General features: G+C 50.5%; 1 protein-coding gene. It reads left to right on the top strand.

The genetic code is table 11. The annotated features are described in order from the left end of the window. Positions 1-232: 232 nt before the first annotated feature. Positions 233-18,190: a DUF4214 domain-containing protein gene (locus ACO0LO_RS10585; RefSeq protein ID WP_422964193.1), complete on the top strand. Its 17,958-nt coding sequence runs from the start codon at positions 233-235 to the stop codon at positions 18,188-18,190.

Raw genomic sequence — 18,190 nt, 5'->3', positions numbered from 1 at the left:
GGGAAAATTATAATTGCCAAATTATACATAATCGATCGCATTTAGAGCAAACTGGCCTATGGCTCGCTCATTAGCTTGTGGACATTCTACGAACGAGCGGCCCAAGAGGCAAAGAGTTTAATTTTTTTTACGGAAAGGCTAAACAAACGAAAAAATGTCTGGATAAGTTGTCATGGAGCGCGCAAACCGGGTTTTGCGCGTGATGATCACTTAAGACTAGAGAGAATCCAGCATGGTAGGGATTGTTAGCGGAAACAGCGTCGGCCTTAACTCAACGACAGCGGCAACACTTGGTCAGCGGGGCTCTCTCGGTCAAGCCAATGAGGGCACGAATGGGGAGCGTGACTACGTTAACATTGCTACCGGTGGGTTGGTGGTCCAGGATTTTGAGGGTGTGTTGGACAGTCGCGGGCAGGAAATCGGCGTAAATGCAACATACAACAGCGCTGGCAATGCAGGCGCCGGCGGTGATGTATGGCACATTGGTAGCTACGATCAATTGCTTAATATGTCCGGTACGCCAAATTCAAATGGAAGCACCATACAGAAAAATGATGCGGACGGCACGGTCACGACCTACGCCTTTGATACCGTCGCTCAGGTTTATCGATCGACCGAAGCCAATGGCAATTTTGATACGCTAAGTTATGACGCATCTAGCGATAAATGGACTTGGACAGATGCGAAGACTCAGAATAAGGAGGTTTTCGAAGCGAATGCGGATGCGAGCGGATGGCGCCTACATGCCGCAGTCGATACTAAGGGTAACGCCGTTACATATAACTATACAGGCAGCCTGCTCACTAGTATTCAAAATGCGAATGGGGATTCTGTAGAGTTCACCTACGAAAATAATAAAGTTGTTCAAGAGAGTATTAAGGGTGCGGATGGCGCCAGCATCCGGAACACGTATTACATATACCAAGACTCAGAATGGGTAGGTGAGCAACTCTATCAGGTCAAGGTAGACCTTTCGCCCGCAGATAACTCAATCGAAGATGGAGCGTTCTATACGACAACGTATACCTATCTTCCCGCAACAGATGCAACAAGGCAGCCTTTACTCACTAGCATGACACAATCGGATGGAACGGTTGTGACCTTTGGGTATTTATCATTTAGTGCTGACACTGATGGTGATGGTTGGTCTGACGGGCCTTGGGTTGATCTTTTATTTTCCATATCTGATTCCCGTGGAAATCAGGCAAATTTTGACTATGACTTTGACGATCACGTTACCAATGTGGCTGATCGCTTAGGCAATCAAAATACATATACTTACAACGATAAAAATCAAATAGTCAGTATTGCAGGGCCGGCCGTAAATGGAATTACACAAACAGTACAGTACGACTACGATGATGTCGGTAATATTATCAAGGTGACCGATGCGATAGGTACGCAAACTGTCTATACATACGATTCCAATGGCGATATTTTGACGCAGGAAGATAGTCTCGGTAACAAAATACAAAATACCTATACGGCCGATCATCATCTTCTTGTTCGAGTGTTGTCCTCTCCAGAAAAGCCCGATCAGGTAACGCAATATGTATACGACGGCGCGAACGTACGGTACGAGGTGAGTGCGGAAGGCCTGGTTACCGACCATCGTTACGATAGTTATGGGCAAGAAACGAGTACCGTCACCTATCCAAGCGCCAAGGTTAACGTATCGGTACCCGTTAATTTTTCTTTGACGCTGAGCGACTTGGACGCATGGGTGGCGAACCAAGATATTGGGCAGTCGAACCGCATTGATTATCAATATAACGCCCGCGGCCAGCAGATTATCGTTACAAGTTATCCACATGTCGATGCTTTCGGAAATGGAATCGCTGACGGAACGCAGTCGTCGTTGCACTATACGTATGATGCTAGTGGAGCGCTGTTGCAAAAAATCGATCCGAATGGAAATCAAACCAGTTTCACGTACGATGGCCTAGGTCGGATATTGACGTCCACCGACTCTACAGGTCAGGTTGTAACCACACAGTATGATGATTTCGGTCATACGATTCGTCAGACGCAGGCCGATGGGCGAGTGGACATATCGGTCTATAACGATGGCGGTCAGCTGATTTCACGGCTGCAAGGAAGCAACGCTCAAACCGAATATCGCTACGATGTCCTCGGCAGGCTGGCGCTTACCATAGACCCTACTGGCGCCAAATTGTTCTATTTATACGACGCAGCAGGAAATTTGAGCGCGCAAATTGACGGAAATGGAAAGGTGACGCAGTACTCATATAACGCGTTGGGTCAAAGAACGATGACCGACGTGCATAGTATCGCATTGTCATCGGCCCAAATGGAGTTGCTTTCCAGCCCTTACGACACGCACTATACGGTAGTTCCCAACTCGTTACCGACTGATGTGCCGGAATGGGACAAAACGGTGGCTTACCACAAAGGTGACAAAGTAGTTTTCGGTGGAAAGTTATATCAGGCACGTTTGGACAGTAGCGGAGAGTTGCCAGATTCATTTGTTCTAACGAATTCAGGCCCGTACCAAGTGCACTTTTGGACGGAAATCTCGGGGGTGAAGAGCTCGATAGCTTGGGATTCTGCTCAAATTAATAGTTGGATTGCGGCCCTTGGCACGTGGGCGTGGGAATGGGATGGAGCTGCTCACGATCCTCAAGGCTCATTTTGGACTCCTGAGCGGCTTTATCATCCTGGCGAGAGGATGGTGTTTAATGGCATTCTTTACGAGGCGAAAATCGATAGCCAAGGAGTGCAGCCGGATACCGATGTTGTTGGGTCCGGCACTTCTTGGGAGATTGTTTCATACGATCAAGCGCCTGTTGAATGGCAACCTGAAAGAGTGTATCTAATCGGAGATACGGTGATTTTTCATGGGCTAACATATGTTTTAGTTCAGAGAGATATGTACCGTTTGCCCCCGGACTCGGGAATCTGGCGGACTTTGATTGCGCCCGGTGCCACCCCGACATACACTTTTCCACAAGAATACATTAAAGGTGAAACCGTTTTATACAATGGCCATCTGTGGCAGTCACAGATGGATGAGAACACCTCTAACCCAGATTGGGGATGGCCCATTCCTGCATTGGATCCAAATTGGGGATGGCCGAATCCGTCTGCGGGCGAACCTTCTTGGATTGATCTTGGGGAAGTCGCGCCGCTGCCGACTTGGGATCCTTCTCACCTCTATAGTTCCGGCGAACTTGTCGTCTATGAGGGGCATTTGTGGCAAGCCGGGCAAGAATCCAATTCTTACAATCCTACGTCTGGTCTTAAATACAGAGACTGGGATGGGGCGGATTACTGGTTTGATTTGGGGCCGACCACAACTCCAGAGACGACGTTTAACCTTTCGTCTTTACCAGCACCAAATGTCAGTGATCAGGTCAGTTACACTCTTTACGATGCGGACGGCCGGCTATCGCAGACCATTGACCCTGCTGGGCACGTAACTGAATACCAATACGACGGCGCAGGCAATCTGATCGAGGCCACGCAATACAATACAACGATCGATACAAGCGTCTTAAACAAAGACTCACTGCCCCAGGATCTGTCTTCGATTGCGAGTACTGACGATCGCAGCACGTTCTATTACTATAATCTGGATAACCAAAAAATCGGCTTGGTGGATGCTGGTGGGGATGTCACACAATTTAAATACGATGATGCCGGCCGTCTGGTCGAAACCATCCGCTTCGCCACCCAAATTTCGAATGCTTCCATAGCCAGCGATTTCGCCAGCTTGCTGCCAGCTGTCGATCCTGCTGACCAGCACACCCTGGGATTTTATGATGGTGAAGGCAGACTGATCGGCAGTATTGATGCAGAAAACTATCTCACCGAATTTTCTTACGACCAGAATGGTAATCTCGTACGCACTACGCGATACGCGACAGCTATAAGCGCTCCCGTTGACGCCGGCGCCGATCTCGACGATCTCCGTCCTGCCGTGAACAGTAAAGATGAAACATCTTCCAATTCGTATGATGCCCTGAACCGCCTGGTTAGCAGCACCAATGCGGAAGGCACTGTCTCCACCTACCAATATGACGTCGCAGGAAACTTGAGGGCGGCAACGGTTGCTTATGCGTCTATCGATGCTAAGACAGTCAATCAGCGATTCGATCAAATGGGTCGTGTGACCGGCGTCTTGTCGCCTCAAGGAAGTGCGTTGCTGGTTGCAGGTCAAACACCCGCCCAGGTTGAGGCCATTTGGGCTCAGTACAGTACGACGTACACCTATGATGCCGCTGGCCGTAAGACCAGTATGACGGATGCCAATGGCAATAAAACACGCTATTACTATGACCAGATCGGACATCTCACCCACACCATTAACGCGTTGGGTGAAGTGCAGGAACAACGTTACAACGCACTTGGGCAGCTGACGGACACCATACAGTATGGCACGCGCCTCACTAACCTCGCATCGTTTAACGGCGGGTTGACCGATTCGATCTTCTTGACCGCACTCGCAGCCATTGCGGATCCTTCATTGGACAGCGTCAATAGTGTCAGTTACAACCTGGACGGAACCATCGCCACCACTACGGATGCACTCGGCAACGTCACCAGCTATGGTTACGACAGTTTTGGTGAGCAAACCAGCATAGCGTGGCAGCCGGACATTTACTCACCTGCCGTTGTGACCGATATAGCCTATGACAAGCGGGGATTGGAGACCGATGAGGTGCAGGATGTCGATGGTCGCGGCGTTACTACGCATGTTGACTATGATGCATTTGGACGGCCAATACTCAGCATTGATGCTAACTGGAATATCACCCAGCGCAGTTATGACCGTCTGGGACGCACGGTAAGGATCACTGATCCCGCCATGGATGCTTCCAATGGCGCTACTAGCACGAGTTACGATGCCTTTGATCGCGTACTGACGCAGACGGACCTGCGTGGCAATACAACTTCATATTCCTATGACGACGCCGCCCGAAGCGTCTCTATCACGACCCCTGACCAAGTAACGGTCACTACCGTGCATAACAGGGAAGGGCAGACTCAGAGCGTTCGCGATGGCAATGGAAAGACTACAACGTTTGTCTATGATACCAATGGCGATCTTCAGGCCACGAATCGCCCGCTGAGTTCGGCCGACAATTTCTACGATAAAGTAGGAAATCTCATCCAGACGGTCGACGGCAATGGCAACGCAGTCAACTATGCATACGACGCTGCCAATCGGGTACTGACAAGAACAGTGGACCCAAGCGGTCTGAATCAGGTCACATCCTATTCCTATGATGCCGAGGGACGTCGGATAAGTGTGACTGATGCCAATCATGTCGTAACGCAGTTTCAATATGACCTCAAGGGGCAGCTTGTCCAGCAAATAGTCGACCCTGGTCAACTTAACTTGGTGACGCAATTCAATTATGATAGCCAGGGTAATACGATTGAAGTCACTGATGCGAACGGCATCGTCACGCAATATACCTACGATAGCCAAGGTCATCGCAGCCGTCAAAACATCGACCCGGAAGGTCTGGGACTGATAACGGACTACTTTTACGACAGCAATGGCAATGTCACTAACCGCGAAAATCCAGACGGCATGTGGACGCGATTCGACTATGACGCTGACAACCGCCTGATAGCCCAGATTGACAACGAGGACGGCCTCGGGCTGACCACCCGCTACGCGTACGATGGCAATGGCAATCTGACTGATCGTACTGATCCGAATGGCGTGGTGACACACTTTGACTATGATGTTGACAACCGGCTTAGCGCGCAGGTTGTCGACCCGGTTGGTCTGCAGCTGACCACCCATTTCACCTACGACGGAAATGGCAATATTATCAATCGCACCGATCCAAACGGAGCAGTTACACATTTTAATTACGACGCCAATGGGCGCGTGTCCTACCAGGTAATCGATCCAACTGGGTTAGCGCTGACGACTCACTATACCTACGATGGTAATGGCAATGTCACGAATCGCACTGATCCGAACGGCGTGGTCACGCACTTTGACTATGATGTCAATAATCGCGTTTCCTATCAAATAGTCGACCCAACCGGTCTGGCCCTGACAACTCACTATACCTATGATGGGAATGGTAATGTTTCGAATCAAACCGATCCTAATGGCACACTCACAGACTTCACTTACGATGCGAATAATCGTCTTGTAGCGCGGGTCCGAGACCCAGGAGGTTTGTCTCTGACCACGCAGTACGGTTACGACGACAGCGGGAATGTCATCTATCGGATAGATCCTAATGGCGTTGCTACGAATTTTGACTACGACGACAATAACCGCGTTACAGTCCAAACCGTCGCGCCGGGCGAGCTGAATCTGACTACAAGCTTTACTTACGATAGCAACGGCAACGTCATTGATCGTACTGATCCCAATGGCGTCGTCACGCATTTTGATTACGATATCGATGGACGCTTGTCCGCACAGATCGTCGATCCAAATGGCCTTGCGCTGACAACGCTTTACAGCCGCGACGCAAATGGCAACGTGATTGACCGCACTGATCCGAACGGCACGATAACGCATTTCGATTACGATACAAATAATCGCGTTATCGCTCAAGTCACTGATCCCAACGGCCTCGCTATTAGCACGCTCTATGCCTACGACGGTATTGGCAGGGTGGCAGATCGTACCGATCCGAATGGCAATGTCACGCACTTTGATTATGATGCAAATGGCCGCGTCAAAAACCAAATCATAGATCCGACTGGTTTAGCACTTAAAACTAGCTATTCGTACGATGCCAACGGCAATCTCTCTGTTCGCACCGACGCGAACTCTTCTACTTTCTATATCTACGATAACGACAACAGGCTCGTTTTCACTAAAGATGGGAATGGGGCGGTTACCCAGCGGTTTTACGACAAAAATGGCAATGTCCTCAAAGTAATTGCCTATGCCAGCACCGCTTCTCAAACCCTAGTTCCTACCCTTTCGAATTTCTTGGCGAGTGTACCTGGATACAGAGATGTTGCACACGACGCGGTCACCATCAATGTTTATGACGCCGCAGGTCGCATGGTGGATCAGGTATCAGGCGCCGGACAAGTTACGACAGTCAATTATGACGCTAACGGCAACGTTACCGACAGAGTCGCCTACGCCAATCCAATCAATGTCAATCTTCTCTCCAATAACCCGTCTCCTGGCGATATAAAGACGCTTGTTACTGCTGATCCGTCACGCGATCACGAACAGCGCATGGTATACGATACGGATGGCCGCGTAACCGCAGTGGCCACCGCTCAGCATATTGATGGTTCAGGTGTATTGCAATGGTCCGTTGTAAGCCAGACTTACGATGGCAATGGCAACGTTTCATCCACTACGGCCTATGCCAATTTCTTGTCCTCGTCGGAATTGGTGGCGAATCCTTCGCAAGGTGATGTCGATGCTTGGCTCAGCTCAGTGGCAGCAGACGAATTCAGGGACAACACAACGCGGATGCTGTACGACAGTAATAACCGGTTGACCTTTACCGTCGATGCTTTGGGTGATGTTAGCCAGCGGATATACGACGCCGATGGCAATGTCACGCGTCAAATCACTTTCGTGACGCCGGTAGAGATCGATGGAAATCTCACGTTAGAAGGCTTGGCTGAAGCCTTGATACCAGAAGGAAACAGCTACGATCCCCGCTATGGTTATGGCCCGAATAGCTGGGATAACTGGAACGACTGGATGGACAATACGGTAGCGCGCGTATCGGCTACTTACTTTGATCGAGCCAATCGCGTGGCGTTCCAGATTGACACCATCGGCAACTTAACCGCTTACCAATACGATAGTGCGGGAAACTTAACGGCAAAAACGGCCTTTGCACAATTGCAGCTATCGCCGCAAGAGGACATGCTGTTCGAGGATCTCCAGAATGCTGCAGAAAGCTGGGGCTATCCGGGACAGGACAGGGTGCAACGCAATGTGTACGATAGCGCCAACCGGCTGACCTATAGCGTCGATGGCGAGGGCGATGTTACCCAGAGCATGTATGATGGCGTCGGCAACGTTCTTAGCACAATCCAATATGCCGAACGTTTCTTTAACGACTCCTTGAGTTTGGCCGCTGAGGATTTTTCCTCCCTTGATTCTTATGACGTCAATAATCGCACCACTTCTTATACTTACGATGCACAGGGAAACGTTCTTTCGACGACCGATGCAATGCAGCAGACGGAGCACAACTCCTACGATGCGCTGGGAAGAAAGCTCAGCTTTACCAATAAGGCTGGCAATACCTGGAACTATGCGTACGATGCGGCCGGCAATTTAGTCAGTGAGCTGGACCCGCCTGTCGTCGTCAGCACGCTGGTCCCCAATTCTGGCGCTAACTCAGACAATACTTACGGCTATAGCCTGACAACGCAACAATCCGTGCGCGTGCAGACCACCATGGTCTACGACACATTCGGTCACGTGATTAGCCGCACAGAGGCCGCGAATCAACCTGCGTCCACGAGGACAACGTCCTATCAATATGATCTGGTCGGCCGCCAGGTCAAAATCATCTATCCACCGGTTAGTGTTTACTCCTCGACAGATGACCTTGCGCATAACGGCGTCCTTGGTGTCGCCACACGCTCCGAACAAATCGTTACACCAACAAGCAGTGTCACCTATGACGCCCTTGGGAATGCGGTCAGCAGTGTTGACGTCGGTGGCAACGAAAGCTATAAAATTTACGACAGCATCGGTCGAGTCCGCTATGACATTGATGCGTTGGGCTACGTCACCGGATATGAACGTGACGCATTTGGTAATGTCACTGCGCTGACACGCTATGCGGTTCCGTTGAATCTGTCTACGGATCCTGCCACGTCGCTCAGCAAACAGAGAGTTCAGCTTGCGCAGCTCTATGCCACATTGCTAGGTCGACCACCGGAATTGACTGGAATGGCTTATTGGATTTCCAGCCTCGAAAGTGGCGTCTCATTGGAAAGCGTCGCTAGTGACATGTTGTCGAGCGATGAAGCGAAAGCGCTGTATCCGGCTGGCATGGATGTGACGTCGTTTGTCACCAAGATGTACCAGCTGGCGCTGGGACGAGCTCCAGATGCCTATGGACTCGCGTATTGGACGGCGAGCGCCAACGAACCTGGTAAATCCAGAGGACTCGTGGTTGAACAATTTATCGCGGGCATTCTGGAAAGGGGAGATACCGATACCCAGTACTTCAATAATCTGGTCAAGGGTAATTTAGCCGATATTACGACGACCCAACTGACCGTCGGCGGCATCGAAGATGCATTGGCTGACCAGGACCACACTGCAGACCGTACTATACTGACCAAATATGACTCCTTGGATCATGCGATTCAGGTGACGGAACCAGTCTTTCTTGTCTACGATGTTACGGCTCCGCGTTATCAAGGCCAGCTTGGGATGGGAGAGGCAGACAGAAATAAAATTACAAATATCCGGTATAACGCCTTTGGTGAGGCGATCGAGCAATCAATAGTCGGAGTCGCAGATTCGGATGACTTCAAAGACGCAATAGGAAGCGATACTCGTTACTATTACGATAGGAATGGTAGGAACACGGCGATTTTGCAATTTGCCACAGATGGTTTTGCGGAAAATGCCGCTCAGAGCGTTGGCGGTGGACTTCCTGCTGGCTATGGTGGCTATTATGGAATACTGAATGACTGGTATGTTACGACCATGGATTATGACCAGGCGGGTAACGTCATCAGGAAGACAGAATATGCGTCGATGGTGGATGAATCTAATGGTCTCCAAGATTTCTACTTCCAATACCCTGAGAGTAGCGCCGATGACCGCATTACAGAATACGGTTACGACCTCGATAATCGTAAGGTATCGGAAACCAAAGTCGGTGCCAGCTATTCAACTGTGGGTGGAAATTCTGTTATTACGCATACCAGCGATGACGAAGATTATATTGCGCCGACAACGACCTATACCTATGATGCAGTGGGCAATCTCACTAGTACAAGGGATGCGGACGGCGGAACAAGCTACAGCTATTACGACAAGATTGGACATGTGACCGCTACGGTTTCAAGTGCACACGCCTTGACGGAATACAAGCTGGATGTTTACGGCAATGTCGTGCAAAGCATCGCCTATGCAACCCGAGAAAATAGTGCGTCATTGGTAGGATATTCTCCGCTGCAATCCTCTGGTAATGACCGCAAAACAGAAACCTTGTTTGATGCAAGCGGACATGCAATTGAAAACATTGACGCCGAAAACCATGCATCGTTTGCTTCCTACGATGCGTATGGGCGCTTGGCCAAGCAATGGCAAAGGGTTACCAGTTCGACGGGCCCTGCACAGACGTCCTTTACGGTTAACAAGTACGATGAACTTGGCCAACTTGTTGGCGTCATTGCTCCAGCAGCGGCGCATGATATTGACGCTTCATATGGTGGCGTAGGATCGGTAACACTCTCCCAGCAACAAAATCTGATTAGTGGTTTCGGCGAGGTCGTTTCACGCGTCATGAATGGGCATCAGTTTGAGTACGACAAGTACGATAATGCCGGCCATGTCATCAATACGAATGCAGGCGACGGTATTGCTAAAGAATTGGCGTACAACCTTGACGGTCAGGTTACAAGAACGACCATTCATACTGCAGATGATCTCGAGACCGACAAAACCCTCGTTACGGAAACCTACTATGATCATCTGGGTCACGTCATTGCACAGGTAGGCGTCCCTCAAAAGATTGATCCAGATTCTGCATTATCCACCACAAATTTGACTGTGTCGGCGACTAACGTTCCTAGCGATCCGACTAAAGCCTATGTCAGTTCTACCACGACTGTGGTAGGAACAGGCGGGGATAGTCCTCTGACCAGGATTGACGTTTCTTGGACGCTTGCTCCTGCTAATCAGGTCAATGTCGATCTATCTTCGTTAAGCGATCTCGGTAGCGGCGATGTCAAAATTCAGATTGATTATTCCACCGTTGCCGTGCCCGAGAGGCCATATAGCCAGGAAACGAGTTATCCGGATAATAACTACACGATTGTTTATGATCAGGGGTACTCAGCTGTTCCGGCAGAGAACCTGACAACCAGCATGGTGTTCAGAGAAGATCAATTGACTGATAACAACGGCCGCACGAGCGCGACCGTCAATTGGTCATCCGGCGGCCCTGTTGATCAGATTAGTCACATCCAAGTTTGGAAGAAAGATGTCACTGGTCAGTGGGTCAAAGTCATTGATAACGGTGGCGGAAACCAATCCAGCAACTACATCAAAATGGCTGTGCCTGCATCAGCGAACGGACCGGTTACTGTGCGTTATCAGCCAGTAGGCGGAAGTTCAACGTGGACCGACGTGGATGTCGTAGGAAATTTTGGTGACATGATCCTGGTAGACGCAAGCAACCTGCCGGACGGTAAATACGACTTCCAGCTTGTCTATCAGGGTCTGGGCGACACTGAACCGACAGCGCATGGCGATGCACATGTATCCGTGTTATCAATGGACACCCAGATTACACGTCTCTACGTCACCCTATTAGGGCGTGTTCCTGATGCACCTGGATTGGCCTATTTCCGTCAACTCATGCGGCAGGGGGCGTCCCTTGCGAGCATTGCCAGCACTATCTATCATAGCGACGAAGCGGTGCAGGACAGGGTTGGCAGTACGACTGGTCTTGTCACCGAACTGTATATAGCGATAACAGGCCACTCACCTTCCTCAGGCGACTTGGCAAAGTGGAACGCACAGATTGCTGCGTTGCCAGCAGAATCCGTCGGACAGGTCATTGTTGGAATTATTAATTCGCTGGATTCCGTTGAATCAGGTGGTTCCGCGCTGTTCGACAACAAGGTTACCGTTGGCCGTCTTTACGCCGGCTTGCTAGGATTGAATGCAAACAATCTCGATATTGAGAGAAGCATACTGGGGTTGGTTACCGAACACGACACTGCTACTGCGTTGGCTTACGCTGTCGGCCTTGATCAATCGGCTCAAGTCAAAGCGGTTCGTACATCGATTGCGCAGCTTTACGTGATGTTGTTTGCGCGCGCACCTGAACGCGCCGGATTGGATTACTGGTCTCAGGAGTTGCTGACGGACGGTACCAAGACTCTGGCGACCATTGCCAGGGAAATGGTCAACGCACCTGAGTCGTTGGTGTTATTCCACGGCGACGATCCGCATATCATCGATAATGAAGCATTGATCGACAACATTTTCCAATTCAGTTTTAGATATTTTACTGGCAATACAATTGGACGCGAATACCAATGGATCGCTAGGCTGAACCAGGCCGCAGCAGACACGGACAACCCAGATGCATATGGTCAGGTCCTTTGTGACTTACTGAATGCTGTCGAAAATCCCAATGTTGATGACTATTACGGTAATCAACTGAAGCCGTTGTTTGATAGCGAAGTCAACGTAGGGATCGTCTATGCAGCGATGGGCGGCAACGATGCTTTTGGTGACGCGTTCGACATACTCGCGTCCGTGCAAGGTGGTTTTACATCAAATGCCATTGATGCTGCCGCCATCGACGTTCAGCACAAGAAAAATTCTCCGTATATTGCTCAGATTACACAGCTATATGTATTGATCTTCGATCGGGCTCCCGATGAGCCGGGCTTGATGCACTATGTCAACCTGATGGAGCAAGGTACTCAGTTATGGCAAATCGCCCAAACGCTGTATGCCAGCCCAGAAGGCACGACGATTTACGGCGATACGACCGTGGAGGATTCTTCTGTAGTCGTCGCAAGTATTTATAATAATGCGCTGGGCGGTAGCAGCTTGGGAAGCGTCGCCGCTGATCAGGCGAAATGGACTGCAGCCTTGAACGCAAAACCCTATCAAGAGCGTGGCAAAGTCCTGTTGCAGCTTCTCCAGGACATCGAGTCGCCAACGACGGCGACTTCACTTTCGATCGCACAAAAGACCTTATTCAATAACAAGACCACGGTCGGACAAGTCTACGCAGCCAACCTCGATGGAAGGGATCTCACCACTGAGCATTTTCTCATGGGGCTTGTTTCGACTGAGGACACTGCTACGGCACTGGCGGCTGCCGTCGATGCTACTGCTGCCTCTCCGACGCTCGCGGCGCAGCGAAGAGCAATCACTCAACTCTACACCCTGATCCTTGGTCGCACTCCGGAACTGGGAGGCGTCAACTATTATGTGAACGATCTCAATAACGGCCAGTCTCTTGCCGATATTGCCCAAAGTATCTATGACAGCGACGAGGCGCACAGGTCCTATAACCACGACAACGGAGCTCTCGCTGCCAACATTGTCACCCAAGTGCTGGGATACCCCGCAGATAGCTCACTGATCTCCGCATGGACCAGCTTGTTGAACTCGAACGCCGGCAACGAAGGTTCAGTGCTGGCTGATATCACCCAATATGTGACTACTACGGGTGGAACTGGTACAACGCTTTTCAACAACAAGGTCAATCTTGGCTTAGTTTACGCTATCGGCCTAGGCGGACAGGACGCGGTTTCAGATTCACATTTATTTACGCCGCAGGTTACTACTTCCAACACGGCAGTGGCAGTGCAAACAGCCATACGTTCTCTGCTGACTGCTTCGACCACGCTGTCCACAGTCGAACTAGTCAATGTGGATGATGCTGCTAACAACCCAGAAAATGCTGTATCGTCTGCCTCGCCGGTGACTTATCAGGCGATGGATCGCTGGGGTAATGTGACAGCTCTCGTCGATCCGCGCAAAAACGACTGGATTTCCACCTTTACGTACAACGTTAACAACCAATTGACTCATACCGTCAATCCGGTGGCAGCTGATATTACCGACGATCTCTCTGCGAAAGATCCGACCAACGGTGTAACTTCGTATTACGACGCCGCCGGCCACCTTGTAGCGACGACGGATGCAGAAGGTCATACGACACAGTACATCTATGATGGTGATGGCAATTTGTCTCAGGAGTTGCATCCGGACGGAGGTGTGGTGACCTACACGACAGATGTCTTCGGGCAGCGTATGTCGATGTCCTTGAGCACGGGCGAACAAACCAGTTATAGCTACGATCATCTCGGCCATGTAAAGTCAACCGATAGCGCGATAGTGCAAGTCTCCAACGTCACAGCGACAAATGCAGGTGGCGATAACTTATTGTCGAACGATCCGACCTTTTCCTGGGAGCGTCTGGAAGTCGACTTTACCTATGATGAACTGGGACGGCGTACGTCGGTCAAAAATGGCAGTACCAGCACTAACCCCGTGTCATTGAGCAGTACAACGACTGCTGTCTATGACTTGGCCGGCAATGTTATTGATACGACGGACGGTCTCAACCGCCACACTTACTTTGCCTATGACGATTTCCATAACAAGACTGCACAGAAGGATAATCTGGGAAATACGCTGTCTTGGGTCAGCAACGCCTACGGCCGAGTAAGCTCATCAACCGACATGGGTGGGAATGTCACCAATTACACATACAACCTGGCAGGTCAGCTGATTGAGCAATATGGATCTACTGGTAATCCATACGGGTCGTCGCCTAGCCCTGAAAATCTTTCCGCCAATTTCAATCCACGCCCACAAGATCTGGTTTATACCTACGACGGTAATTGGCTTGCCGAAATTTACGATACCGTAAGCGGTCAAAAAACTGACTACAGCTATGATTTTGCCGGCCATCGTGTTGCTGAAAAAACGGTTGCCGTGGTCCCGTCATACAATTCTCCGTCGGATACAACGACGCGGGTAGTGCAGGATATTCATACCCAATATGACGCCCTCGGCCGTATCGCGCGCGTCGACGATGGTCGTTATGATATTCAGTATGATTATGACCTCAATGGCAACCGCACGCATGTTGAAACCAAGTACGTTGCCGATGTGGGAGCGGTCGGTTATACAGCGTCGACATCGGATAATTCGGAGCCGGTTTCCGATCCTGTGGTGGATATTGATAACTGGAATACGTTTGATGCGATGAACCGGGAACTGATCGCCAACGGCATCAAAGACAGCGCCGGAAAAGTCGTGATCACCGCAACACAAGGCCACGCGATAACGTATTTCACTGACGGTAACCGAAAAACGGACACCTATGGAGGCATACATTATGGTGCGGATAATCCCGACATTGCAGATGTCATCCAGGGCCCCGCGAGTGGCTTCACTACAGAGTCCTACAGCTACGACGCCGCAGGCCGCCTTGGAAGTATTGTTCGCGATGGCGCGCTCATTGATACGGAACGTTACGACGCGCTGGGCGATGTTGCCATCAGCGGTATCATTCAGGACGCCGGATTTGTTGATCAAACCGCATTGACCAAGTTTGGCATTACTAATCAGTACCAGCTCAATGTCCACGACAACGGCGGTCAGTTGCTGTTCCAGACGATAAAGAGCTCGGTTGGAGGGGATCTCAGCGATATCGCTAATACCTTTGACGGCGTCGGTAATCTTGACCTGCATGTCCAAAATGTCCATGCCGGCGTCAATAGCGTCGTTTACTCGTATGACTATTCCGATCGGTTTTTGACGGACAGTTATAAACAAAGAAGCGTAGTCGGCAATGTCGCAAAACAAGGCTACATCCAAACCGAACATGCGACGACCTATTATCAGTACGATAGTAATGGGCAGGTGGTCGGCACGGTCGACAAAACGCTAGATTTTAGTCTGACGCATAATGGCACTGTCTCCCAATACCGGGATGCGACCGTCGTCCAGCGGAGCTTGATCAACAACGCACAAGGCCAGGTACTGCAAAACACGCTGTATGCGGCGCAGACGGTTGCGGATCCCTCGACAGTCATCAGTGACAGTGCGAATCCCTTGACGCTGGATCTTAGGGGCAGCACCGAGACCCACGGTCTGATTGTCAATGGACAAAGCCTTGGTTCATCTAGCGTTATCGGCGCCGCAAATGGATCTTCGTTTGGGGACAACGTACAGGCCTTAAGTGGCAATACGACAAGCACTGCCACGACTACTATCACCTATACGCTTACAACCAGCGACATTCTTTCTGGCATCACGCAGGTTCTACAAGACCAGGCCCAAGCGGCGTGGGGGGATTCTTCACTGTGGTACGTCATCGCCAACGCCAACGGTATTGGCGACGGCTACGTAGCGGCTGCAGGCAATACGATCACAATACCGGCAAAACCAACGACGGTACACAACAACTATCAAACCTATACCCCGTACAACCCGGCGAAAGCGATCGGCGAGACGGACCCGGTCCTGCAGGCGCCTCCAATCACGAATCCTGGTGGCAGCGATGGTTGTGGCATCGCTAATTTCATTGTTGCTGCCATTTCAGCCGTTGTGAGTTTTTATGCCGGTCCCGTGATTGGTAGCCTGGTAGGGCAGCTGGCCGGAAATTTGCTGGGCACACAAGATGGCTTCAGCGTAACAGGGTTGGTTGCCGGTGTAGTCACTCAACAGCTAGGGTTGAGCGGCGATTTTACTGACAGTGCGCCATTGAATATGGCCTTGAATGCGGCAGTCCAGGATGGAGTTGGGCAGGGCATTAACATGGCGATCGGCACTCAGCATGGCTTTAACTGGACGGAAGTCGGCGCCAGCTTTATTAGTGCGCCGATCGCCAATCAAATCGGTGCCACGATTGCTGGCGGGACGTCTAATGCATTTGGACAGTTTGTTGGAGGTGCTGCAAGCGATTCGATCCGTGATTTTGCGGGGCATGTGGTGCAAGGAGTCATTCGGCAAACCGTCGTGCGAAGCCTGGTGGGTGGAACTGTTAATTATCTGAACATCGCGACCAATGCGTTTGGGCAGGTGATTGAGGATCAGAGGATTTTTAATAGTCTGCCAAATGAAAGTGCGGCCGAACGGGAGCGTTTAGAAGGGTATGCCGGTGGTTCTCGACAATCTAACGCAAGTGACTATTCATTTGGCAATGCCCTGGGCGAGAGTTTGGCTGCGGCGGATAGGCCGACCACCTTTGCGGAGGATATGGCAAATAGGTCAGATCCTTCATGGCTGAAAAACTGGAGGGCGAATGATCCGATTGCGAATTTCGACATGGAGGCGCATTTACAAAATTCAAACCTGCTTGTTGAACGGAGTTCTGATGAAAGCATTCCATCTACGCTCTTGAGTGGGGGAACTCTATACGACGGAGACCAGTCCGGGAGATCGCCTGAAAATGGAGTTAGACAGCCGGACGTCATCATGACGGGTCATAAGCTGTCCTTCTTGGAAAAATTGGAGAGCTATGGCAGTGACGCGTTGGACTACCTCAGCAGCCAAGACTTCGGTAAATCGTCAGACGATCAACTGGCACGTCAACCATTTAGCAATTTTGCAGCCAATGCTGAAAAAGCAAGGCGTGCAAGTGTATCCAATTCTAATAATCCATGGGCTCAGCAACCAACCATGGGAAGAGCGTTAGCTGATCAGTTCTTTGTAGGTCCAGCAAAAGGGTTGGTGCAAGGCACGACCAAGTTCGCGATGAATACTCTCAACGTCGTAGCGCGTGGTTCGCAGATGTCTATGGCGATTGAAGGAGGTGTGGATCCAGTCGTGGCTGAACAAATGGCCAATGAGTCAGCGGCGCGGTTACCTTCTGGACAAATTTGGGACTACAATGGCCGCTATCAGCAAACGGGTGGGATAGCCGGGGAATTTCTAAGTCCTTCGGCTTATGGAAAGGTTGCCCAAGGCACCTTCTCCCTAGCTCGCGCGGGTGTAAATAGGTTCTCGCCGGTAGCAGAAGGGGTAAATAGCGAAAGGATTTTTGGAGCTGCAGCCCAGCCACGAGTGAAATGGGCTGAGAATCCAAATGGCTTGGTCCGGACCCCGCAGGAAGTCATTGCCTTGGCGGAAAGCCATGGGGTTGTGATTTCTGAGGACGTCTCGATTCACTTCGTTGAAAACGATCAATTGCTAAATTCAGTTGGTGCGAAGGCCGAATACTCACAACTTCCTCGGAATGCGGCCAATCAAAAGCCTGGTGATCTAATGACTTGGGATAGTCTTAAGAACTCACAAGGAAAAATACCTGTACGGTTTAGTACGGATCTCCTTACGAGTGATGAAGCAGCCGTAGCGCATATTGGGCATGAAATGTTTGAGCTAAATAAGTTCGAAGATGTCGGTTCAATGAAGGTGATCGATTTCCGAAGAGCGATCATGGACAGAAATTCTGGCGGCGTACCCAATAATTGGCACGAGCAGGCTTGGGACTATGCAGATTTATTGATTCAAAAGATGCGGGGGGGAAATTAA

Source organism: Undibacterium sp. TJN25 (assembly GCF_049339885.1).
Taxonomy (GTDB): Bacteria; Pseudomonadota; Gammaproteobacteria; order Burkholderiales; family Burkholderiaceae_D; genus Undibacterium.
Note: the sequence above shows the minus strand (reverse complement) of the source record. Positions and strands in the feature narration are given on the sequence as shown.